Origin of the sequence: Pseudomonas sp. URMO17WK12:I7 (genome assembly GCF_003269045.1) — a bacterium.
In the GTDB taxonomy this organism is placed as follows: domain Bacteria; phylum Pseudomonadota; class Gammaproteobacteria; order Pseudomonadales; family Pseudomonadaceae; genus Aquipseudomonas; species Aquipseudomonas putida_J.
In genome coordinates this window covers 41,621-64,366 of the sequence record NZ_QLTL01000001.1, presented here as the reverse complement: position 1 = coordinate 64,366, position 22,746 = coordinate 41,621, and the positions used below count along the sequence as shown (strand labels likewise).

Sequence of the window (22,746 nt, the reverse complement as noted above, 5' to 3'; positions counted from 1 at the left end):
AGTCATTGATATATCGGGACAATAAGGAGATTCGCATGCTCTTCCGGTCACTGACCCTCGCCACCTTGCTCGCTGTCGCCGGTCCGCTGTTTGCTGCCGACAGTGACGCGCCACTGGCCAAGGAGCTTGGCAAGGCCAGGCCATTGGTCGTTATCGCACCAAGCAGTGCCGACCCCACCTTGCGAGGGTTGAATGAAGCTCTCAAGGACCCTGCTACCCAGGCGGGTTTCAAAGAGCGCAACCTGGTGCTGTTCAGCGTTGCCCAGATGATGGGCAAGCGTGAAGACAAGAACCTTGAACAGCAGACTACGATGGCCCTTATTCGCGAGCTCAAGCTGGGTGCCAGCAAGGGTACCAAGGTGATCCTGGTGGGTATGGACGGTGAGCGTCACGTGCTCAAGGATGATGAGTCCGGCGAGAAGATCGACCCGCAGTTGATCTTCAAGGCCGTCGACGAGCTGCCAGCCAGCGAAAAGGCCGCGCGTGCGCCAGAGCCCGTAGCGGCGGCCGCACCTGAACCCAAGGCCAAGGACAGCAAGCCGGCGAAGCCGGCCAAACCTGCCGCCCCGCCTAAACCCTTGGAAGATTGAGTGGCGGCGACCTTCCCGAACGGTTGGCCGTGTCCTACATGGGCAGCCGAATCAGGCGATATCGGCCCATTCCCCTGAACGGTTGAATGGCTCCACATTCTCACCCCAAGTGGAGCTTCACCATGACGCAAGCATGCAACAAACTCGGGCTGCTCGGCGCTGCGCTTATCGGCAGCATGGCCATCGGCAGCCAGGCGTTCGCTGTCGAACCTCTGTCCCAGGGTTACGCGTTGGCTTCGGCCAAGACCCAGGGCGAGGGCAAGTGCGCAGAGGGCAAGTGCGGTGGCAGCGCCAAGGCCGGCCAGAGTGAAGGCAAGTGCGGTGAAGGTAAATGTGGCGGCAGTGGCAAGGCCGGCAAAAGCGAAGGCAAGTGCGGTGAAGGCAAATGTGGTGGCAGTGGCAACCACGCTGAAGGTTAATCCTTAACCGAATCCTTGAGAGATGTGGCAACGCCCCGCCTGCTGGTCAGGCGGGGCATTGTGCTTGTTATGGAGACTCAAAGATGAAAACCACGCCCATGCACGCCGGTCTCGGCCTGCGTCGCAGCCTGATGCCCGAGTTGCTGGCGCTGGACGCAGGTGCAGTGGACTTCCTGGAATGTGCCCCGGAAAACTGGATTGGTGTCGGTGGCGCCTTTGGCCGGGGCCTGGCACAGCTGGCCGAGCGCTTCCCCCTGGCCTGCCACGGCCTGTCGCTGTCGCTGGGCGGCAGCTTGCCACTGGATCGTGAACTGCTCGAGCAGATCCGCCGGTTCCTCGACCATCATCAGGTACACCTCTACAGCGAGCACCTGAGCTACTGCAGCGATGATGGTCACCTCTACGACCTGCTGCCGCTGCCTTTCACCGAAGCGTCCGTAAGGCACGTCAGCGCGCGTATTCGCCAGGTGCAGGATGTGCTGCAACGGCGCATAGCCATCGAAAACATCAGCTACTACGCCGCCCCCTACCAGGCGATGGAGGAGCTGGCGTTCATTCGGGCGGTGCTCGACGAGGCAGACTGCGAACTGCTGCTGGACGTCAACAATGTCTTCGTCAATGCCTGCAACCACGGGTACGACGCACTGGCATTTCTGCAGGGGCTTCCCGTGAAGCGGGTCACGGGCATGCATCTGGCGGGGCACCATGACGAAGCGCCCGACCTCAAGGTCGACACCCACGGCGCAGCGGTGAAGCCGCAGGTCTGGGCACTGTTCGCCAGTGCCTGCGAACGTTTTGGCATCCAGCCTACCGTGCTCGAACGCGACTTCAATTACCCATCCATGGACGAGCTGCTGGCAGAAGTTGCGCACATTCGTACCGTGCAGCAGGAGGTGGTGCATGCACGAAGTATTGCGTGAACAGCAACTCTGCCTGGCTCGTCACCTGCGAGACCCTGAACGCCATGCGCCACCGGTCGGTCTCGAAGACCGGCGTCTGAAGCTGTACAGGGAATTGTTCTACGGTGGTATCGAGGCGTTGCTGGCGGGGAGTTTTCCGGTGTTGTGCAAGACACTGGGTGATCAGTGCTGGCATGCGCGAGTGCATGACTTCTACGCCAACTACCGCTGCCGCTCGCCGTTGTTAACCCGGGTCGCGGATGCCTTCGTCGATTATCTGCAAGGCATCGAGCCAGACACCCCCTGGCAGCGGGAGTTGGCCCACTATGAGCTGATCGAATCGCAGTTGTACCTGAGCGATGCCCAGGATCCTGACCATGATCCGCACGGTGACCTGTTGAAAGGCGAGCCGTTGCTATCGAACACGGCAAGGGTGCTGGCCTATCGTTGGCCAGTGGAGCGCATCGGCCCGGCGTATCAGCCGGTTGAGCCGCCTGCCTTGCCGACTTTGCTGTTGGTCTATCGCGATGCCGCATTGCAGGTGCGTTTTGCCCGGCTTTCGCCCATGGCCTACCGTTTGCTGACCCAGGTTCAGGGCACGGGGCGGGAGCGTTTGCGTGCACTGGCTGCGGATCAGCAGGAGGGCTGGGCGCTCCTCGAAAACCTGCGTGACCAGGGTGTCGTCATCGGTACGCGATGACGGCTGAAGGGGCTGCCTGGCAGCCCCTCTGGTCCTTACCCCATTACGCGGTTCCTGATCCAGTGATCCAGGCTCAAGCGCCCTGAGCCTTTGAGCACCAGCGGCAGCAGGGCTACCAGATAGATGAGCGGCAATTTGAAGTTGCCGAAGCCCTGGTCAGTGATGGCATACCCCTGGGCCAGTTCTGCCAAGGTTGACCAGTGGCTGGGCCAATGCACTGCAGCAATCGCCACCACGGTCACCACCATCAGCCCGGCCGATGCCAGCCTTGTGCCCAGGCCAAGCAGCAGCAGCAGGGGGAGCAGCAGCTCCGCCCACATCGACAACTGCCAGTTGAACTCCGCCGGCAGCACATTGAAAGGAAACGGGAAGTTAGCCTGCAGATCGTCGAACCAGTTGCTGCCGTTGAATTTCTCCCAGCCGGACTCGAAAAACTCCCAGGCCAGGAACAGCCGCAACGGCAGGTCGGCGCTCCAGCTGCCGACGCGATCGAAGGTCATGAAAGTGCGGGTCAGTGTGGTCATGGTGGTCATCTCGTTTCAGGAAAGGGCAGAAGCAGTGCGGCGCTGCTGTTGGGCCAACTTGGCGGTGAGCTTGAGGGCCATGGCGCTGAACATCAGGGCGAACGCCAGTGGGTACCAGCCACCCATGGGGATACGTTTGTAGAACGACAGGCAGAACACCCCGGCCAATACCCACATGCCGGTGCTGTGCAGGGCTTTCCAGGCGCGCCCGCCGAGCAGGCGCATCGGCGCCTTGAACGAGGTCAGGGTGAGCAACAGCAGGAACAGGTAACCGATGCTGCCAGGCAGGCTCGTGGTGACCGTGCGCCCGGCCCAGAACAGCTCAGGGAATTGCTGGGCGTAGCGGTAGATCAGCAGGCCATGCACGGTATGCGAGAAGGCAAAGGCCAGACCCACGTAGCGCCGCTCGCGGAGCAACCGGCGGCTGCCGCTGCCAGGCAGGAAGGTGACCAGTGACGAGGCCAGGAACGCCAGCAGGAACAGCGCGAAAGAGCTGCGTGCAGTGGCGCGGATGGCACTGCGCAGGCCATCGGCACCGGGCGGATAGCTGAGCAGTACCGCGGCGGTCATGCACAGGGTCAGTCCGGCCAAGGCGGCGAACAGCTTCCAGCCGGAGGGCAGGGTGAGCGGCTTCATGGGTGAGGTCTCCCGGGGTGTCGTTGTGTGACCGGGAGTGTGTGGGGGATGGGTATCTGCAGTGTGTCGGTGAAAGCGGCTTTGTGTATCGGACTGTAGCTCTTGAGGCTGTAAGGCGGCCCGTACAGGCCGCCGCGTCTGTCGTTACAGCTCGATCTGCGCGCACAACCCGCCACTTTTGCGGTTGCTCAAGGTCAATCGCCCGCCCATGGCTTGCGTCAGTTGCTGGGCAATGGCCAGCCCAAGGCCGGTACCGCCGGTACTGCGATTGCGGGAGCTCTCTACCCTGTAGAACGGCTTGAGTACTTCGTCCAGCTCTTCGGCGGGGATCCCGGGGCCTTCATCGAGTACCCGTATCAGCGTCTTGCCCCGCTCGCGGCTGACTTCAAGCTGTGCTTTGCCGGCGAACTTCAGGGCGTTGTCCACCAGGTTCACCAGCACGCGGCGCAACGCATGCGGGCGGGTTTCCAGCAGGCTGCCGGTATTTCCGTGGCGCTCCACCTGGGCGCCGCTGTCCTGGTAATCGAACACCACGCTGTCGAGGAAGGCATCGAGGTTGATCCGGCAGGGCGCCTCGGTGTTGATGTCCATGCTGCGGGCGTAGGCTACGCCTTCGCGCACCAGGTGCTCCATGGCGTCCAGGTCATGCCAGAGCTTGTCCTTTTCGCTGCCATCCTCCATGACCTCGACCCGCAGTTTCATACGTGTGATCGGTGTTTGCAGATCGTGGGAAATGGCCGCGAGTAATTGCATGCGTTCTTTCAAATAAGCGGCGATACGTGCCTGCAGCGCGTTGAAGGCTACGGCAGCGTACTGCACTTCGCGTGGGCCGCTTTCGTCCAGCTGTAAGCCGGGCTTGTCCGGATCGAGGTCGTCCACCGCCTGTACCAGGCGTGTCAGCGGGCCGATAGCCAGGCGCACTGCCAGCCAGGTGCAGAACAGCAACACGCCGAGCTGGATCAGCAGTACCAGCGGCAACCAGCTCGCCACCGGCACCGGCGTGGGAGTGACATCGATGGTCAGCGGCGCGCCGTCGGCCAGGTGCAGGTGAACCTGAAAGTGCTGGGTCGGCCCGGGTATTGCCTGGAAGCGCAGCTTGTAACGGTCGCCGATCGCCTTGACGATCGATTCGGCAGCCATGGGCGGGTCGTCACTGGCCATCTGAGTGCCTGCCTGGCCCTGGTCCAGGCGGTAGCGATAGGTGTGACGTTCCAGGCGCGGCAGCCAGCTGGCGCGCTCGTCGGCAGGCAGCCGCTCGAAGATGGCCAGCGAGGTGGTGACGTCCTGTTCCAGGTGGCTGAGCATCATCGAGCGGCTGCTGACGTAGCGCTCGTAGGCCTGCAGGCTGAACGACAGACCATAGGCCAGGACCAGGCCGGTGATGAAGATCAACGCCAGGCGCGAGGCCAGGGTGCGTGGCCATTTCATGACGGCGTCTCGAGCAGTTGCACGGCCAGTGAGAACACATACCCCTCGCTGCGCACGGTCTTGATGCAGCTCGGCTCCCGGGCGTCGTCGCCCAGGCGCTGGCGTAGGCGGCTGACCAGCAGATCGATGGAGCGGTCGAAGATGTCCGCCTCGCGGCCCTGGGTCAGGTTCAGCAGCTGTTCGCGGCTGAGCACCCGTTGCGGATGGTCGAGGAACACGCGCAGCAGCCGGTATTCGGCGCCACTGAGGGCCACCAGGGTGCCTTCGCTGTCGAGCAGGTGGCGGGCGGTAGTGTCCAGGCGCCACTGGCCAAAGGCGAGCAGACGGCTGCTTTCGCTGATGGTCAGGTTGGGCGGCAGCATGCGTGTGCGGCGCAGTACGGCATTGATACGGGCCAGCAGTTCGCGGGCGGAGAAGGGTTTGGTCAGGTAGTCGTCGGCACCCATTTCCAGGCCGATGATGCGGTCGGTCTCGTCATTGCGCGCGGTCAGCATCAGCACCGGCGTGTTGCGGTGTTTGCCGGCGCGCAGCTCGCGGCACAGCAGCAGGCCGTCGTCGCCGGGCATCATGATGTCGAGCACGATCAGGTCGACGCTGTTGGCTTCGAGGAATGCGCGCATCTGCCGGCCGTCGCCGACGATGCTGGTGCGCAGGCCGTTTTTCTTCAGGTAGTTGCCGACCAGCTCGCGGATCTCACGGTCGTCGTCGACGATCAGGATGTGATCGACATGTTCCATTCGCGGTGTTCCTGTTCAGGGGGAGTGGGCGCAGTGTACCGAGCGCGTTGCGGCTTGCCTGTGGGGTTTTGTATTGCAGTGTATCTGCACCGGCTACAGATACAGGAGGAAGCAGATCACAGGATAAGGCGACACATGCGAGATACCTGGCAGGGGTGAAATGGCTAGCAACCGGGGAGCACTGATCCCCACCCCTGAAAGTGTTGCAAAGGAGACATGCCATGAACTTCAAGACTATCGCCAGCGCCAGCCTGTTCGCCGTGCTCAGCTTCGCGGCCGTTGCCGCCAATGCCAGCACCACATCGATGAACGATGCCAGCGTGATGCACTACCGCTACGGCGACCATCTGGACGTACAGAAAGTGCTGTCGGTGAAAGATGACCAGAGCAACGCCTGTGGCCCGGTCAAGACCCGCATGGATTACCTCGATTCAAAAGGCCAGAAAGAGAGCGTTGAATACCGCACCTACGCCACGAGCGGTTGCCATGACAACTGATCGTCGGCTGTTGTTGAAAGTGGGGGGCGTGGCCCTGGCGCTGGTTGGCCTGGGCCTGGCCGGAGGGCAACTGATGGCTCGCGAACGTTACGGCGCCATGCCGTCGCTGGCCGGGGCCAGCCAATGGCTCAACTCGCCGCCGCTGGATAGCCAGGCGCTCAAGGGCAAGGTGGTGCTGGTGGATTTCTGGACCTGGGACTGCATCAACTGCCAGCGCAGCCTGCCGCACGTCAACGACTGGGCGCGGCGTTATGCCGACCAAGGCTTGGTGGTGGTGGGGGTGCATACGCCGGAATACGACTACGAGCATGATGTGGGCCAGTTGAAGAGCAAAGTGGCCCGCCTCGGTATCGCGTATCCGGTGGCGGTGGACAACGATTACCACGTGTGGAATGCCTGGGGTAACCAGTTCTGGCCGGCGCACTACTTTGTCGATCGCCAGGGGCAGGTGCGGCATGTGCACTTTGGTGAGGGTGACTATGCCGGGCAGGAGAAAGTCATACAGGCGCTGCTGGATGAAAAAGGTTAGATCGGTGTTTGCCCCTTCGCGGGCAAGCCCGCTCCCACAGGTGAAACGCCGACTTCAATGCCTGCGGTGAACCTGTGGGAGCGGGCTTGCCCGCGAAAAGGGTGTTGCGGTCTGTCAGGAGAGGCTGGCGAAATGCGCCTGCATCCGCTCGGCGTCTGCCGGTTTGCCACTGAACAGCTCGAACGCCTTGACTGCCTGGAACACCGCCATGTTGCTGCCATCCAGCGTGCGGCAACCCAGCGCTCGCGCCGCTTTCAGCAGTTCGGTCTCTAGCGGGAAGTAGATGATCTCAGCCACCCACAAGCGCGGGTGAAGCAGCTCCACCGGTAGTGGCGTACCCGGCAATTTGGCCATGCCCACCGGCGTGGTGTTGACCAGGCCATCGGCCTCGGCCACTTCCCCTGCAAGGTCTTCGCCCAGTACCGCTCGACCCGCACCGAAATGGCCATTGAGGTTGTCGACCAGCGCCTGGGCGCGCGCCGCGTCCACTTCGAACAGCACCAGTTGCTCGACCCCTTCGCTCAGCAGCGCATGGGCCACTGCCGAGCCGGCGCCGCCAGCACCCATTTGCACCACGCGTCGGCGCGACACATCCGGCAGGCCGCGGCGCAGGCCTTCGGCAAAGCCCAGGCAGTCGGTGTTGTGACCCACCCGCTTGCCGTCCTTGAGCACCACAGTATTCACCGCACCAATCCCGCGTGCCTCGTCCGACAGCTCATCGAGCAGCGGCAGGATCGCCTGCTTGAACGGGAAGGTGATGTTGAGCCCGGTAAAACCGGTGTGCTGGGCAGCATCGAGCAGCTGTGCCAGGGCGCTGTTTTCGAGCTGGAGCTGGTCGGCGTCGATCAGGCGATAGAGGTAGCGCAGGTGCTGGGCGTCGCCTTCGTGCTCGTGCAGGGCAGGGGTGCGCGACAGCTGGATGCCACGGCCGATCAGGCCGGCAAGGATGGCAGGCTGGCTCATGCGCGTGGCTCCTGGAGCATCTGGGCAAAGTAGCTCAGGGCCATGCGGTAGCCATGGCTGCCCAGGCCGCAGATCACGCCGACGGCTATCGACGAAACGAATGACAGGTGGCGGAACGGTTCGCGCTTGTGCACGTTGGACAGGTGTACTTCGATCACCGGCAGTTCGCTGGCCACCAGGGCGTCGCGAATCGCCACCGAGGTGTGGGTCCAGGCACCGGGATTGATCACGATACCGGTACAGCGACCGCGGGCGGCGTGGATCCAGTCGATCAGTTCGCCTTCGTGGTTGGTCTGGCGGAATTCGATTTCCAGGCCGTGGGCTTGGGCAGTGTCGGCGCAACCCTGGGCCAGGTCGGCAAGGGTTTCATGGCCATACTGGGTGGGTTCGCGGGTCCCCAGCATGTTCAGGTTGGGGCCATTGAGCACGAGAATAAGGGGCGTCATGACGGGCATCGCTTTGTTGTTGTTGAATGCCTCTATGTTTGTACCGGGTGGTTAATTCCGTCAATTGGGTCGGCTGTCGCAGGAGGGCAAAGTGGGCGATTATCGGACTTGTTTACGTTGCCAGCCGGATTACAGAATTGTAATTTTCACGCCACCGCCCCGATAACCGCCCGTCCTTACAGTTCCTCGCCAACGCCCGCCGACGAGGACGCCCGAAGTGCCCACCCCCCGCAAGATCGCCTTGCTCAGCCTGTTGCTGGCGGCCACCGCCAGTGCCCAGGCCGGGCAAGGCATGAGCCTGCCCGAGGCGCTGAGCGCCGCCTTTGCCAACAACCCTGAACTGGCCGCAGCTGGCCGCGCAATCGGTATTGCCGAGGGGGAGCGGCGCCAGGCCGGGTTGCTCCCGAACCCGGAACTGGCCTGGGAAATGGAGGACACCCGCCGCGAGACCAGCACCAGCACCGTTACCCTCAGCCAGCCATTGGAGCTGGGCGGCAAGCGCGGTGCGCGTATCGCTGTGGCCGGTGCCGGCCAGGCCATTGCCCAGCTGGACCTGGAGCGCCAGCGCAATGGCCTGCGTGCCGACGTGGTCCAGGCTTATCACGCCGCCCTGCGCGCGCAGACTGCCGTGGAACTGGCGCAGCAGTCGCAGGGGCTGACCGAACGCGGCTTGCGGGTGGTGCAGGGCCGGGTCAGCGCAGGCCAGTCATCGCCGGTGGAAGCCACCCGCGCGCAGGTGCAGCTGGCTCAGGCTCAGGCCGAGGTACGTCGCGCCGAAACCCAACGTACGGTGGCCTACCAGGCGCTGGGACGCTTGACCGGCAGCCCGCTGGCGACCTTCGACGCGTTGCAGGCGAGCAACCTGTCACCGGGCCAGGCCCCTTCAGCCGACACCTTGCTTGCCCAGGTCGAACAGACCGCCGAATGGCGCCTGGCAGCTGCCCAGGTCGAGCGTGGCGAAGCGTCGCTGGGCTCGGAAAAGGCCCTGCGCATTCCCAACCTCACCGTCAGCGTCGGCAGCCAGTACAGCCGCGAAGACCGCGAGCGGGTCAACGTGGTGGGCCTGTCGATGCCCTTGCCGTTGTTCGACCGCAACCAGGGCAACGTGCTGGCCGCTGCACGCCGCGCCGACCAGGCCCGCGACCTGCGCAATGCGGTGGAGCTGCGCCTGCGCAGTGAAACCCGCAGCGCCGTCGATCAGTGGCGCACCGCGATGCAGGAGGTGCAGGCCTACGACCGCACCATCCTGCCGTCGGCGCAGCAGGCCGTGGACACCGCGACCCGTGGCTTCGAAATGGGCAAGTTCGCCTTCCTCGACGTGCTCGATGCCCAACGCACGTTGATCGATGCGCGCGGGCTGTACCTCGAGGCACTGGCCGCAGCAACCGATGCACGGGCGCAGGTCGAGCGGATCTACGGCGACCTTGAAGGTTTGAGCAAAAATTCGAGCAGCAGGAGCAACAATGACTAACCCCCGCAAACTCGCTCTCCTGGCCGCTGTCATTGCCGTGCTCGGCGTGGGTGGCCTGGCCTGGACCGGCAACTCAAGCCAGGCCAGCAAAGGCGAAGACAGCCATGGCCACGGCATCGAAGGTGCTGAAGAACACCAGGAAAAGGAAGGCGCACTGCACCTGTCGATCGCCCAGATCGAGTCGGCCGGCATCCAGCTTGCTACGGCCGCCTCGCGCGAACTGGGCAGCGCTATCAGCTTCCCTGGCGAGATCCGTTTCGACGAAGACCGCACGGCCCATGTGGTACCACGGGTGCCGGGTGTGGTCGAGGCGGTGCAGGCCGAACTCGGCCAGGCGGTCAAGCGCGGCCAGGTACTGGCAGTGATCGCCAGCCAGCAGATCTCCGACCTGCGCAGCGAGCAGCAGGCCGCCCAGCATCGTCTCGAACTGGCGCGCCTGACCTTCCAGCGCGAGCAGCAACTGTGGCAGGAACGCATCAGCGCCGAGCAGGACTACCTGCAGGCGCGCCAGGCCTTGCAAGAGGCCGAGATCGCCCTGGCCAATGCCCGGCAGAAGGTGGCAGCAGTCGGCCCGGCCGGTGCCGGAAACCGCTACGAATTGCGCGCCCCCTTCGATGCCGTGGTGGTGGAAAAGCACCTGACCGTGGGCGAGGTGGTCGACGAGACCAGCAATGCCTTCACCCTGTCGGACCTCAGCCGGGTCTGGGCCACCTTCGCGGTCGCACCGCGCGACCTCGCGCGGGTCACCACTGGGCGCAGCGTGACCGTCAGCGCGCCGGACCTCGGCGCAGAAGTCGAAGGCAAGGTCAACTACGTCGGCAGCCTGCTCGGCGAGCAGAACCGCGCCGCCACGGTGCGCGCCACCCTGGCCAACCCCAACGGTGCCTGGCGCCCCGGGCTGTTCGTCAGCGTCGCGGTCAATGTCGAGCGCTTCAATGCCGCCGTCGTCGTGCCCGAGAGCGCCTTGCAGAACTGGGAGGAGCAGACAGTGGTGTTCGCCCGCACCGACGAAGGGTTCGAGGCCCGCCCGGTGAAGACCGGCCGCCGCGACGCTGGCCAGGTGGAAATCACCGCAGGCCTGGCGGCCGGCACGCAGGTGGCTGCCGCCGGCAGCTTCGTCCTTAAGTCCGAGCTCGGCAAGGCTTCTGCCGAGCACAGCCATTGATCGCGGGGACGCTTGCATGTTCGAACGCCTGATCCAATTCGCCATCGAGCAGCGCCTGGTGGTGATGCTCGCCGTGGTGCTGATGGCTGCCGTGGGCATCCACAGTTACCAGAAACTGCCGATCGATGCGGTACCTGATATCACCAACGTCCAGGTGCAGATCAACACGGCCGCGCCGGGTTATTCGCCGCTGGAAACCGAGCAGCGCATCACCTTTGCCATCGAGACCGCCATGGCGGGCCTGCCGGGGCTGAAACAAACACGTTCGCTGTCACGCTCGGGGTTGTCCCAGGTGACGGTGATCTTCGACGATGGCACCGACATCTTCTTCGCCCGGCAACTGGTCAACGAGCGCCTGCAGGTGGCCCGCGAGCAGTTGCCAGAGGGTATCGATGCCGGCATGGGGCCGATCTCGACGGGCCTGGGCGAAATCTTCTTGTGGACGGTGGAGGCCCAGGAGGGCGCGCTCAAGGATGACGGCACGCCCTACACGGCGACCGACCTGCGGGTGATCCAGGACTGGATCATCAAGCCGCAGCTGCGCAACGTGCCCGGTGTCGCCGAGGTCAACAGCATCGGCGGCCACGCCAAGCAGTACCTGATCGCCCCCGAACCCAAGCGCCTGGCGGCCTACAAACTCACCCTCAACGACCTGATCGCGGCGCTGGAGCGCAACAACGCCAACGTCGGTGCCGGCTACATCGAACGCAACGGCGAGCAATTGCTGATCCGCGCGCCGGGGCAGGTGGCCTCGGCCGAGGATATTGCCAACATCGTCATCGCCAGCGTCGATGGCACACCGATCCGCGTCAGCCATGTTGCCCAGGTAGGGCTGGGCGAAGAGCTGCGCTCTGGCGCGGCCACCGAGAACGGCCGCGAAGTGGTGCTGGGCACGGTGTTCATGCTGATCGGCGAGAACAGCCGCACGGTGTCCCAGGCGGTGGCGGCCAAGCTCGCCGAGATCAACCGCAACCTGCCCAGGGGCGTGGTCGCGGTGACGGTCTACGACCGCACCAACCTGGTGGAAAAAGCCATTGCCACGGTGAAGAAGAACCTGGTCGAAGGCGCCGTCCTGGTGATCGCCGTGCTGTTCCTGTTCCTTGGCAACATCCGCGCTGCGCTGATCACCGCGATGGTCATCCCGCTGTCGATGCTGTTTACCTTCACCGGCATGTTCAGCAACAAGGTCAGCGCCAACCTGATGAGCCTCGGCGCCCTGGACTTCGGCATCATCGTCGATGGTGCGGTGGTGATCGTCGAAAACGCCATCCGCCGCCTGGCCCATGCCCAGCAGCGTCATGGCCGCATGCTGACCCGTGCCGAACGCTTCCATGAGGTGTTCGCCGCCGCCCGCGAGGCGCGTCGGCCGCTGATCTACGGGCAGTTGATCATCATGGTGGTGTACCTGCCGATCTTTGCCCTGACCGGGGTCGAGGGCAAGATGTTCCACCCGATGGCTTTCACTGTGGTGATGGCACTGCTGGGGGCCATGATCCTTTCGGTGACGTTCGTGCCCGCGGCCATCGCGTTGTTCGTCACCGGCAAGGTCAAGGAAGAAGAGGGCGTGGTCATGCGCACCGCCCGCCAGCGCTATGCGCCGGTGCTCGGCTGGGTACTGGGGCGGCGCAAGTTGGCGTTCGCCAGCGCCGCAGGGCTGGTGCTGTTGTCTGGGGTCATGGCCAGCCGCATGGGCAGCGAGTTCATCCCCAGCCTCAGCGAGGGCGACTTTGCCTTGCAGGCGCTACGCGTGCCAGGCACCAGCCTGTCGCAGTCGGTGGACATGCAGCAGCGCCTGGAACAGGCGATCATTGCCCAGGTGCCGGAAGTGGAGCGGGTATTCGCCCGTACCGGTACCGCCGAGATCGCCTCCGACCCGATGCCGCCGAACATCTCCGATGCCTACGTGATGCTGCGCCCGAGTGAGCAATGGGCCGACCCGGGCAAACCCCGCGAGGAGCTGATTGCCGAAGTCCAGCGCGCTGCCGCCAGCGTGCCGGGCAGCAACTACGAGCTGTCGCAGCCGATTCAGTTGCGTTTCAACGAACTGATCTCCGGCGTGCGCAGCGATGTGGCAGTGAAGGTGTTCGGTGATGACATGGACGTGCTCAACCGCACCGCCGCGCAGATCGCCAGCAGCCTGCAACAGGTGCCAGGCGCCTCTGAAGTGAAAGTCGAGCAGACCACCGGCCTGCCGGTGCTGACCATCGACATCGACCGCGACAAGGCCGCGCGCCATGGCCTGAATGTGGGCGATGTGCAGGATGCCATCGCCATTGCCGTCGGGGGGCGCACGGCGGGCACCTTGTACGAAGGCGATCGCCGCTTCGACATGGTAGTACGCCTGTCCGAAACGCTGCGTACCGATGTCGATGGCTTGGGCAGCCTGCTGATTCCGGTACCCGCCAGCGCCGCAGCTGGTGCAGCGCAGATCGGCTTCATCCCGTTGTCGCAGGTGGCCACGTTGAACCTGCAGCTTGGGCCGAATCAGGTCAGCCGAGAAGATGGCAAGCGCGTGGTGGTGGTCAGTGCCAACGTGCGTGGGCGTGACCTGGGCTCCTTCGTCGAGCAGGCCGAACAGACCCTGCGCGAGCAGGTGCAGATCCCGCCAGGTTACTGGACCCGTTGGGGCGGCCAGTTCGAGCAGTTGCAGTCGGCGGCCGAGCGCCTGCAGGTGGTGGTGCCGGTGGCGCTGCTGCTGGTGATGGCCTTGCTGCTGATGATGTTCAACAACCTCAAGGACGGCCTGCTGGTGTTCACCGGGATTCCGTTTGCCTTGACCGGCGGGGTGCTGGCGTTGTGGCTACGGGATATCCCGTTGTCGATTTCCGCAGGGGTAGGGTTCATCGCCTTGTCGGGGGTGGCGGTGCTCAATGGCCTGGTGATGATCGCCTTTATCCGTAACCTGCGCGAGGAGGGGCGCGGTTTGCGTGCAGCGGTCGAGGAAGGCGCGTTGACGCGCTTGCGGCCGGTGCTGATGACTGCGTTGGTGGCGTCGTTGGGGTTCATTCCAATGGCCTTGGCGACAGGGACAGGCGCCGAGGTGCAGCGACCGCTGGCGACGGTGGTGATTGGCGGGATCCTGTCTTCCACGGCGCTGACCTTGCTGGTGTTGCCGGCGCTTTATCAGTGGGCGTACAGACACGAAGAAGATTGAGATCGCCGGGGCCGCTTTGCGGCCCATCGCCGGCAAGCCCGCTCTCATAGAACTGCACATAATTCATTGAATTAGCAGGGACACTGTGGGAGCGGCTTTAGCCGCGAACACCGGCGCAGCCGGTGCCCTGCACCGCGTTGGATTCATCGCGGCTAAAGCCGCTCCCACAGCGTATGCGGACCGCTTGCGAAATGCTTGAGGCATACGCTATCCCAGTGGGACCTGGCTTGCCGGCGATGGGCTGCAAGGCAGCCCCCAGGGATCTCAACTCGTCGTGCGGACTGCAGGGCTTGCATCGCCCTCTGCTTCATCATGCAGCGAAATGCGCGATGTTTCCGGCAACGCCAACCCACCCACCAACGCCACCAGCGCAATCACCACCAGGTAGAACGCCGGCGCCAGGCTGCTGCCGGTCTGCCCGATCAGCCAGGTCGCCACCAGCGGCGCGGTACCGCCAAACAGGGTGTAGGCCACGTTGTAGGTAATTGCCGAAGCGGTATAGCGGGTACGGGTCGGGAAGCTCTCCGAAAGCAACGCCGCCGTCACCACGCCGCTGCACAGCGCCCCTACTGCCAGCAGGATCACCCCCAGCAGCGCCCCCGACATCGAACCGGAACTGGCCAGCCAGTAAGCGGGGAACACACAGAGCATCACCCACAGGCAGGTGAAACCAATGGTCTTGCGCCGCCCGACCCGGTCCGAAAAAGCCCCGGCCAACGGGCAACCGATAGCCGCGAACAGCAACGCCACGGTGGTCACCAGCAGCGACTGGGCGCGGGTCAGGTGACCGACCAGTTGCAGGTAGGTGGCGAAGTAAGTGGTGAACATATAGAACGATAGGGCTGTCAGCGAGATGAACATGCCCAGGTTGCGAATTGCCCGGCCGTGGTTGCGCAGGGTTTCCTTGAGCGGCGAATGTTCATGCTCCTTGCCTTGAGCGATAGCTTCGCGGAACGCCGGGGTTTCCTCCATGCGCCAGCGCAGGTACAAACCCACCAGCCCCAGCGGCGCGGCCACCAGGAACGGGATGCGCCAGCCCCAGGCGGCCATCGCCTCGGCCGACAGGCTGGCCTCCAGGCCATAGGCGATCACCGCCGCACAGGCAAAGGCAGAGAAGGTCGAGACCGGTACGAAGCTGCCGTAGAACGCACGCTTGTTCTGTGGGGCATGCTCCATCAGGTAGGCACAGGCGCCGGCGTATTCGCCACCGGCGGAAAAGCCCTGCAGGCAACGCGCCAGGGTCAACAGCGCGGGTGCGGCAAGGCCGATGCTGGCGTAGGTCGGCAGCAGGCCGATCAAGGTGGTGGAGCCGGCCATCAGCAGGATGGTCAGCGACAGGATGCGCTTGCGCCCAAGACGGTCACCGAGTGCGCCGAACACGATGCCGCCGAGCGGGCGCAAGGCGAAGGCCACGGCAAACACGGCAAAGGTCTTGAGCAGGGCGACACTGGCATCTTCGCTGGCGAAGAACTGGTTGGCGATCAGGGTGGCGAGGAAGCCATAGACGGCGAAGTCGAACCATTCGACGAAGTTGCCGATGGCCGAGGCGGCGATGACCCTGCGCAGGGTGGCGGGGGATACCTCATGCGATGCAGACATACGGAAGCTCTCCGGTTTCCATAGGCAGCCTGGATGAATGTGGCGCGCTCAAGGCGCGCCATCGTTGTTATCAGGGCCAGTAGACCGGGTAGTGCAGTGGGGGGCTTCGTTCAGGGCGACATCGGGATATCTGTTTCGACCACAGGCCGTTACTGCCGGCCGACCCGCCACGGGGCGTATTCCAGCGCGCTGTGGCCCTTGGCCACGCCGTGCATGTCTGCCGAAAAGCCCGGCAAGCGGCTCAGGTCCATGGCCAGGCAACGGCTGTTGAGTTCGGCCTGCAGCTTGCCGTCAAGGCGAAAGTCGTTCGGCCGCAGCGGGTGCGGGTAGAGCTGCACCAGGCAACCTTCTACCTTGCCTTGCGCGTTGGCCTGGTAGTACACCGAGACCCTGCCGATGCTGTTCACTGGTTGGTCGCGCAGCAAGTGCTGCCAGAAGTACTCGCGTTGCGCGATGACCTGGCGCCGTGGCGTACCGGGTGCCTGTGCGGCCGCGGACAGCAGCACGAACATCGGTGCGCGCACTTCCACGGTGCCGTCCTCATCGCGCATCCCCTCGGGTACCATCGGGTAGATGGTCTTCCAGCACTGCGCCTCGACCATGCTGGCCAGTGCCTTGAAGTCCGAGCGCTTCACGTCTGCAGGTAGTTGCATCTCCAACCTGACCGGGGCCTTGCTGGCCTTGCAGAGGGTGGGGGAGGAGTGCTGGTCGAGCTTGACCGTCAGCATGACCACGCCGACCTGCTCGTCGGTGTCTGCCGTGGCGATGCCGAGTTTCAGGGCCTGCTGCATATCGCTCACGAACGTTTTCCGAGCCTGAGGATCGACCTTTTCAGCGACATGGCTTTGGCAGCCAGGCAACAGGAAAAGTGCAACAGACAGAAGGGCGGGAGACAGCGATTTCAACGCGGGAGCTTTCAAAGCGGGAACTTCCTTGAATTGCCTGAGCCGGGGCTTCATGTGCCGGCGTGGACGAGGTTGCACATTATCGCTGATGGCGAGTTAGGAATTGGGAGCGAGTTGAGTAGGAGAGTTCTTAAAGTCTGTGCCGGTGTGGTAGCCGGCACAGACGTGGGCGTCAGAAGCGCCAGTCCAGCGCCACTTCGAAGGTCCGCGGTGCCCCCATGTAGTACTGCAGCCCATAGGCCTGCTTGGCATATACCTCATCGGTCAGGTTGCGCACCCGCCCGGTGATCGTGGTGTGCTCATCCAGCCGGTAACGGGCAAAGGTGCCGAACAGGGTGTAGGCCGGTGCCTTGAGGGTGTTGGCATTGTCTGCGTACACCGAGCCGACATAGCGGGCATCCACCCCCGCCGACCAGGCCGACGTGAAGCTATAGGTGAGCCACAGGTTCGCGACATTGGCCGGCACGTTGACCGGGGCATTGCCCTTGCGCGAAACCGATACGCCGTTGACCGCTTCGTTGAACTCATCGTACTGCGCGTCGACGTAGGCATAGTTGCCCTCGGCCAGCAGCTTCGGCGTGACCTGCAGCCGCCCGGACAACTCGACCCCGCGCGAGGTCTGCTGGCCGGCCTGGACCGTCAGGTTGGGGTTGCTCGAATCGCGCACGGCAAAGTCCTTGCGCACGATCTGGTACAGGGCCACGGTCGCCGCGCCGCGCCCATCGAGGAAGTCGAACTTGCTGCCCACTTCCCATTGCTCGCCCTTGGACAGGTCGAACGTGCCGACGTTGGCATAGGTGGCCGCCGCCAGCGAGCCGGCCGGCAGGTCGGCAGCGGTGCTGTACTGGGCATAGAAGCTGGCCGACGGCGTCAGTTCGTAGGTCAGGCCGATGCGCCCGGACAGCGGTTCCCAGCGCCGCTCGAAGAATGCCGGTGAAGTTGGCGTCACCGCGCCATAGTTGGTCACCTCCATGTCCAGGTAGTCGTAACGCAGGGCCGTGAGCAAGGCCAGGCGCTCGGTCAGTTGCAAGCGGTTTTCGGCGAACACGGCGCGGTTGCTGGTGACATGCCGGCGCTGCTTGGTCAGCCCGGCATTCACCCCGGGGATGTCGTAGAAGCTGCCGGGGTCGAAGTGGTCCGGGTCGACCACATCGGTCCAGCTGCCTGAGGTCGGGTAGACGCTCTGGCGCATGTGCGAGTAGTCCAGGCCCAGCGACCACTGGCTGGCCAGGCCGAACAGCTGATTGTCGTGGCGCAACTCGATGCGGTCGCCCAGCACGCTCTGTTCGTGGCGCTGCAGGTAGGGGCTGGCGCGCTGCACGTTGCCGTCGCTGGTGTAGCTGTAGCGCTCGACGTTGCGGTAATCGCGCTGGGCACTGTAGTGGTACAAGGTGTTGTGCACGCTGGTGCTGTCGCTGAGCTGGTAATCGAGCAGCGAACGCAGCCAGCGTACCCGCTGCTCGTAACGGCCGTCGGCAACGTTGTAGTTCTCGAAGCGGCGGCTGTTGTCGATTTTCAGCGTGCTGCGCCCCGGCAGGATCGGCGCCCCCCAGTACGGGCTGTCCTCACGGTCTTCCTGATATTCCAGCGCCAGGGTATGGGTCAGGTTGGGCGTCAGGTCACTGAGCAGTGAGAATGCCAGGCTGTCGGTCTTGCGCTGGTTGCGGTCGATGTAGCCGTTGCCGTCGGTGTGGCTGAAATCCAGGCGCATGAAGTGGCGGGCATCGGCCGGGTTGCTGGCCAGGGCCTGGTTGATGCCAAAGGCTACTTCCGAGTCGTCGTAACTGCCATAGCGCACGCGGCCATCGAGGGTCTGCTGGTCGCGGGTGGCGGTCTTGGTGATGTAGTTGATCGAGCCGCCCACGGCACCTGCGCCATGCAGGAACGATGACGGCCCGCCAAGCAGCTCGACGCGGTCCAGCACCCAGGCATCCACCGGCCGGGTGGCGCTGCTGTAGCCGAGGTTGATGCCGTTGTAGAGCTGGCTGACTTGGTTCTGGGTGAAGCCGCGGTAGCTGACGAAACCGCCGTAGCCGGGGTTGGCCGAAGCGTTGACGCCGGTCATGGCGTTGATCACGTCCTGGCTGTCCTTGGCACCGCGTTCTTCGATGACGCGCCGGTCCGAGACGCTTACCGAGGCAGGTGTTTCCCGCGCGGTGAGGCCCAGCCGCGAGCCGGTGCGGATCGGCTCGTCCAGTTGCACGCCGGTGGGCGCATCGCGCTCGCCATCGATGGTGGTGGCGCTGAGTTCGACGGCGGCGTCATCCGCCCAGGCGAAGGTGCAGGTGCCCATGAGGAGCACCAGGGAGGTCTTGCGGAGCATGTTGTTGGGTCTTCCACGCAAAGGTCATGGCTGACAGCGAGCGCGCAGGCAGGCGCGCCCGCTTCAAGTCAGGCGAAATGATTAACGGCTGCGGGGAAAATGGCAGGGGGAGCGCGGGGGGTGAGGGCAGGGCGTTGGTAACGGGGCGGCGGCTGCGCCCAGCTGCGCACGACGATGGGCGAGGTGGCAGTGGCTTGCGCCGGGCTGAACGACCAGCCGCCGCTGCCGAGTGGCACGGCCAGGCCGAACGAGGAGCACACCGGGCAATCGAGCTGGGCCATGTGCTGGTCGCTGCCGGCACCGTCAAGGTCGATGGCCACACCGTGCTCGCTGTTGATCGAGCAGAAACCACCTTCCAGGCCGGCCAGGCGCAGGCCTCCCATCTGGCCGTGGTGCAGGCCGCAGAGCAACAGGCTGAACAAGACGCTGGCATAGAGCGTCCAGGCAGTCAGCGTGCGGGTGTGCCGGGTGATTTTCATGGCGGCGAATCTATCACCCGGACGAACGGCAGGGTAGTCCTTTTGAGTGGAGCATCCGGGGGCTGCTTTGCAGCCCAATCGCGACACAAGGCCGCTCCCACAGGGTTGTCGCAGCTCAGGCGGCGCGTTCGAGCACGTCCAGCAGCTCGACGAACTCCTGCGCCAGCTTGTGGCGTGGCGCCATGTGCACCAGCGGTACCGAAACCTGGTGCGATTCGCGCATCTTGATCGAGCTGCTGAGGTACACCGGCAACACCGGCATGCCTTCGTCACGCAACTGTTCGACCAGGGTCTGGTGCAGCGCGGTGCGCCCGGCGAACTGGTTGACCACCACGCCTTCCACCTGCAGCGCCGGGTTATGGTCCTGGCGCAGCGCCTCGACCTCGGCCATGACGCTGAGCAGTGCCTGGCGCGAGAAGCTGTCGCAGTCGAACGGAATCAGCAGGCGCTCGGCAGCCACCAAGGCGCTGAAGGTGTAGAAGTTAAGCGCTGGCGGGGTGTCGATGTAGATCCGCTCGAAGTCTTCGCCCAGCTCCACCAGCAGCTTGCGCAGCTTGTTGATCTTGAACTTGCTCTCCAGCTTGCTCTGCAGGTCGCTGAGATCGGGGCTGGCGGTCACCATGTGCAGGTTGTCGTAGCGGGTTTCGGTGATTGCCACGCGGTGCTTCTTGCCGGCGGCGGTGACTGGCGAGAGGGTCTGGCGGAAGAAGTCGGCGATGCCGGCGGGGATGGCGTCGTTGGTCAGCCCGGTGAGGTAGTAGGTGGCGTTGGCCTGGGGGTCGAGGTCGACCAGCAACGTGCGATAGCCTTCGGCGGCACTGGCGGCCGCCAGGTTGCAGGCGATGCTCGATTTGCCGACGCCACCTTTCTGATTGAAAACCACACGACGCATGAGACGCTCATCCATGAAGAAGGGAAATGTCAGGTTGGGGTCAATCCTATGACCGAAAGACGACAGTTTTATGACAAGCTTTGTTACAACAGTTAAGTTCATCGTTCTCGACGTTCAAGCTGTCTGTTCCGCGGCCTCTGCGCTCATGGCCCTTCGATATAGCGTTGGTAGAAATCCAGTGTCGTGAGGTTCTTGTCCTTGGCTTCGAACATGATGTCGAAGCGGTCGACGAACTGCAGGGCGTAGCGGTTGGTCCAGTCGTTCCACATCTGCGCGCTGTGCGGGTACAGGTCGCGCTTGTTCACCTTCTGCAGCAGTGCCGGGATGGTCAGTTTGCTGTCGGCGTCGAAGCCCAGCGCCTGCAAGCTCTCTGGGGGTTGCGAGTAGTGCATGGTCGGCCGCACACCGCGCCAGCTGTCGATGATCCGTGCCACGCGCGGGTCGTGCGGGTCGATGTAGTCACCCTCATGGATCCAGCAGTGGTGAATGTCCAGCACCACGGGTGCCAGGTCGGCCAGCGCCAGGCAGTCGTCGACGCCGTAGGTCTTCTCGTCGTTCTCGAACGTGATCACGTTGCGCGCCACTTGCGACAACCTTGGCCACACCTGGCGTACACCACCCGCGCCAAGGCGCCCGGCGATATGCACATTGCACTTGAAGTCCTGAAAGCGCTGGCCGAAGCCCATCATGCGGATCATGTCGGCGTGGTACTCGAACTCGGCCAGGCTGTTTTCCACTACCTCGGGGCGGTCCGACCCGAGCACGCAGTACTGGCCAGGGTGGAATGACAGGCGCAGGTCCTGGTCGCGGGCCAGCTTGCCGATGGCGGCGAAGCCGTCGACCATCAGGGCCTGGAACTCGGCGTCGCGGTACAGCGGTGCCACACCAGGGTGGCTATAAAGCGGCAGCAGGTCGCTGCTCAGGCGCACCATGCGCAGCATCGGCGGCAGTTCACTGACGTAGGCCAGCAGGCGCAGCTGGGCGTCGAGGTTGTGCTGTACCAACTCCAGCAACTTGGCCCGGGCCGCCTCGGCACTGGCGGCGGACAGCCAGCGCAGGGTGGTGGTGCGCGGGTTGAAGGTGCGCTCGATGGCCTCCAGCGCTTTTACCGACAGGCTGCGGTGCGGGTGGCGGTACATACAGGCAAAGCCTAGGCGGGGCATGGTGAGCCTCCAGTTGCGGGATGTCCCTTGGACCCCTGTGGACTACAGAATGATCACTTCAAACCTGTGCCGGCCGCTTCGCGGGCAAGCCCGCGAACACCGGCGAAGCCGGTGCCAGGTTCAGATCATGAGCCTGACTTCTCCAGTTCATCCAGCTCATCCTCAACCTGCTGCATGCGCTGCTCGGCCAGGGCCTGGACCTTTTCGTCCCGCGCCGTCTCGCGCATCAGGCCGGTGAGCTTGTCGCTCAGGCGCTTGCCTTCGTCGGTCTCTTCCAGCGCCTTGGCCTTGGCCGGGTCACGAGTGGCGGCGACGATGGTAGCGAATTCGGCATCGCTGAAGTTCTTCTCGCTGTAGAGCTTGTACAGGTCCTGGCGCTGGTCCTCGACGGTGAGGTGCTTGCGCAGGACATTGCTGATCGTGGCGGCATCCAGCTGCGGGTGGGTGCGGGTGAGCAGCGCGGCCATGCGTTCGATGTTGTGGTCGTAGGCCTCCTGCAGCGGCAGGTTGGCCAGTATCTGCTGTTCGCGGGTGGGCTTTTGGTCGCAGGCGGCGAGTGCGGCAAGCAACGGCAGGGGTAACAGCAACTTCTGGATGCGGGGCATGGGGTGGCCTTGGGCGCGTATTGCAGAGGGGGGATTATAGCGGTGTCGGGTTGCCAGCTAGCAGCCCTTGAGGTAGAAAAACCGGTCGCTCAAGCTACGTTTGCACGCTCATGACCCACTGGACCATCCAACCGCCCAGCCACGCCTGTATCAGTGAAGTCGTGGCGTTCATCGACAGCGCCCGTCGCGGGCTATTCCCGATGCTGGCGGGTTCGCCGTTGCCCAAGGACCTCGCTCATTTCGCCCAGACTTATCTGGAAGGCGCAGGCCATTTCCTTGAAGCCCGCGATCAGGGCCGGTTGATCGCAGGCATCGGCTATCTGCCCTACGACCACCGCTTCGCCCAACTCGATTACCAAGGCAAGCACGTGGTCGAGGTGGTGCGCCTGTTCGTGCTGCCCGAATACCGCCGGCTTGGCCTGGCTGCGGCCCTGTTCGCCGCCTTGCGTGAGCACGCCCGCGCCTCGGCGGTCGAATGCCTGTATCTGCATACCCACCCGTTTCTGCCCGGCGCGATCCGCTTCTGGGAGCAGCAGGGTTTTGCGCTGATCGATGTGGAAGACGACCCGGTCTGGCGCACGACGCACATGGAAAACTGGCTGGCCAGATAGGCCTGCGGCCT

22 protein-coding genes and 1 pseudogene are annotated in these 22,746 nt (G+C 64.1%); 10 read left to right on the top strand and 13 right to left on the bottom strand.

Features of this window, described 5'->3' with window-relative positions; genetic code table 11:
• Positions 1–35: 35 nt before the first annotated feature.
• The 4 genes and pseudogenes from H040_RS00310 (at position 36) to H040_RS00295 (ending at position 2,608) form a co-directional block, all read left to right on the top strand.
• Positions 36–590 (top strand): DUF4174 domain-containing protein, encoded by a 555-nt coding sequence (locus H040_RS00310; RefSeq protein WP_027919869.1) that lies wholly within the window; start codon positions 36–38, stop codon positions 588–590.
• A 122-nt stretch (positions 591–712) separates the two neighbouring features.
• A pseudogene (locus tag H040_RS00305) lies at positions 713–982 on the top strand (HvfA family oxazolone/thioamide-modified RiPP metallophore); the annotation flags it as partial.
• 110 nt (positions 983–1,092) lie between these two features.
• The gene (locus tag H040_RS00300) at positions 1,093–1,929 is read left to right on the top strand and encodes an HvfB family MNIO-type RiPP peptide maturase (RefSeq protein ID WP_027919870.1); all 837 of its coding nucleotides are present in this window, start codon (positions 1,093–1,095) and stop codon (positions 1,927–1,929) included.
• Complete coding sequence (locus tag H040_RS00295; protein ID WP_027919871.1) at positions 1,910–2,608, top strand: HvfC family RiPP maturation protein; 699 nt, start codon at positions 1,910–1,912, stop codon at positions 2,606–2,608. Before H040_RS00300 ends, H040_RS00295 begins: the two co-directional genes overlap by 20 nt.
• A gap of 35 nt (positions 2,609–2,643) precedes the next feature.
• Here H040_RS00295 and H040_RS00290 read toward each other — a convergent pair whose 3' ends face one another.
• The 4 genes from H040_RS00290 to H040_RS00275 all read right to left on the bottom strand — a co-directional run bounded on the left by H040_RS00290 (position 2,644) and on the right by H040_RS00275 (position 5,933).
• Positions 2,644–3,132, bottom strand: a complete 489-nt coding sequence (locus H040_RS00290; protein ID WP_027919872.1) for an HvfX family Cu-binding RiPP maturation protein — start codon at positions 3,130–3,132, stop codon at positions 2,644–2,646.
• A 15-nt stretch (positions 3,133–3,147) separates the two neighbouring features.
• A complete protein-coding gene (locus tag H040_RS00285) occupies positions 3,148–3,768 on the bottom strand; it encodes a ferric reductase-like transmembrane domain-containing protein (RefSeq protein WP_027919873.1) in 621 nt (206 codons plus the stop codon).
• Positions 3,769–3,912: 144 nt separating this feature from the next.
• Positions 3,913–5,196: a sensor histidine kinase gene (locus H040_RS00280; RefSeq protein WP_027919874.1), complete on the bottom strand. Its 1,284-nt coding sequence runs from the start codon at positions 5,194–5,196 to the stop codon at positions 3,913–3,915.
• Positions 5,193–5,933, bottom strand: a complete 741-nt coding sequence (locus tag H040_RS00275) for a response regulator (protein ID WP_027919875.1) — start codon at positions 5,931–5,933, stop codon at positions 5,193–5,195. The genes H040_RS00280 and H040_RS00275 overlap by 4 nt, the downstream gene beginning before the upstream one ends.
• Positions 5,934–6,154: 221 nt before the next feature.
• Between H040_RS00275 and H040_RS00270 the strand changes: the two genes are divergently transcribed.
• Together H040_RS00270 and H040_RS00265 are read left to right on the top strand one after the other, a co-directional pair.
• Positions 6,155–6,430: a DUF2790 domain-containing protein gene (locus tag H040_RS00270; protein ID WP_027919876.1), complete on the top strand. Its 276-nt coding sequence runs from the start codon at positions 6,155–6,157 to the stop codon at positions 6,428–6,430.
• A complete protein-coding gene (locus tag H040_RS00265; protein ID WP_027919877.1) occupies positions 6,420–6,959 on the top strand; it encodes a thioredoxin family protein in 540 nt (179 codons plus the stop codon). Before H040_RS00270 ends, H040_RS00265 begins: the two co-directional genes overlap by 11 nt.
• Positions 6,960–7,073: 114 nt before the next feature.
• Here H040_RS00265 and H040_RS00260 read toward each other — a convergent pair whose 3' ends face one another.
• Entirely contained in the window at positions 7,074–7,922 is an 849-nt protein-coding gene (locus H040_RS00260; RefSeq protein ID WP_027919878.1) for a shikimate dehydrogenase, read from the bottom strand.
• Positions 7,919–8,368: a type II 3-dehydroquinate dehydratase gene (gene aroQ, locus H040_RS00255; RefSeq protein ID WP_027919879.1), complete on the bottom strand. Its 450-nt coding sequence runs from the start codon at positions 8,366–8,368 to the stop codon at positions 7,919–7,921. The genes H040_RS00260 and aroQ overlap by 4 nt, the downstream gene beginning before the upstream one ends.
• A 217-nt stretch (positions 8,369–8,585) precedes the next feature.
• Between aroQ and H040_RS00250 the strand changes: the two genes are divergently transcribed.
• The 3 genes from H040_RS00250 to H040_RS00240 are packed head-to-tail and all read left to right on the top strand — an operon-like array spanning position 8,586 to position 14,158.
• Positions 8,586–9,839 carry a TolC family protein gene (locus H040_RS00250; RefSeq protein WP_027919880.1) on the top strand — a complete coding sequence of 418 codons (1,254 nt, stop codon included), beginning with the start codon at positions 8,586–8,588 and terminating at the stop codon, positions 9,837–9,839.
• The gene (locus H040_RS00245) at positions 9,832–11,004 is read left to right on the top strand and encodes an efflux RND transporter periplasmic adaptor subunit (RefSeq protein ID WP_027919881.1); all 1,173 of its coding nucleotides are present in this window, start codon (positions 9,832–9,834) and stop codon (positions 11,002–11,004) included. The genes H040_RS00250 and H040_RS00245 overlap by 8 nt, the downstream gene beginning before the upstream one ends.
• 16 nt (positions 11,005–11,020) lie before the next feature.
• Positions 11,021–14,158 carry an efflux RND transporter permease subunit gene (locus tag H040_RS00240; protein ID WP_027919882.1) on the top strand — a complete coding sequence of 1,046 codons (3,138 nt, stop codon included), beginning with the start codon at positions 11,021–11,023 and terminating at the stop codon, positions 14,156–14,158.
• Between the two features lie 264 nt (positions 14,159–14,422).
• Here H040_RS00240 and H040_RS00235 read toward each other — a convergent pair whose 3' ends face one another.
• From H040_RS00235 to H040_RS00205, 7 genes are all read right to left on the bottom strand, one after another.
• The gene (locus H040_RS00235; protein WP_027919883.1) at positions 14,423–15,757 is read right to left on the bottom strand and encodes an MFS transporter; all 1,335 of its coding nucleotides are present in this window, start codon (positions 15,755–15,757) and stop codon (positions 14,423–14,425) included.
• A 149-nt stretch (positions 15,758–15,906) separates the two neighbouring features.
• Complete coding sequence (locus tag H040_RS00230) at positions 15,907–16,548, bottom strand: hypothetical protein (RefSeq protein WP_256208104.1); 642 nt, start codon at positions 16,546–16,548, stop codon at positions 15,907–15,909.
• Positions 16,549–16,834: 286 nt separating this feature from the next.
• Positions 16,835–18,985: a TonB-dependent receptor gene (locus H040_RS00225; RefSeq protein WP_027919885.1), complete on the bottom strand. Its 2,151-nt coding sequence runs from the start codon at positions 18,983–18,985 to the stop codon at positions 16,835–16,837.
• A gap of 68 nt (positions 18,986–19,053) precedes the next feature.
• Positions 19,054–19,464 (bottom strand): DUF2946 family protein, encoded by a 411-nt coding sequence (locus H040_RS00220; RefSeq protein WP_027919886.1) that lies wholly within the window; start codon positions 19,462–19,464, stop codon positions 19,054–19,056.
• A 115-nt stretch (positions 19,465–19,579) separates the two neighbouring features.
• On the bottom strand, positions 19,580–20,356 hold the full coding sequence (locus H040_RS00215) for a ParA family protein (RefSeq protein ID WP_027919887.1): 777 nt from the start codon (positions 20,354–20,356) through the stop codon (positions 19,580–19,582).
• 143 nt (positions 20,357–20,499) lie between these two features.
• On the bottom strand, positions 20,500–21,519 hold the full coding sequence (gene uvsE / locus H040_RS00210) for a UV DNA damage repair endonuclease UvsE (RefSeq protein WP_027919888.1): 1,020 nt from the start codon (positions 21,517–21,519) through the stop codon (positions 20,500–20,502).
• Between the two features lie 125 nt (positions 21,520–21,644).
• Complete coding sequence (locus H040_RS00205; RefSeq protein WP_027919889.1) at positions 21,645–22,124, bottom strand: hypothetical protein; 480 nt, start codon at positions 22,122–22,124, stop codon at positions 21,645–21,647.
• Positions 22,125–22,234: 110 nt separating this feature from the next.
• Between H040_RS00205 and H040_RS00200 the strand changes: the two genes are divergently transcribed.
• The gene (locus H040_RS00200) at positions 22,235–22,735 is read left to right on the top strand and encodes a GNAT family N-acetyltransferase (protein ID WP_027919890.1); all 501 of its coding nucleotides are present in this window, start codon (positions 22,235–22,237) and stop codon (positions 22,733–22,735) included.
• The last annotated feature ends 11 nt before the right edge of the window (positions 22,736–22,746 follow it).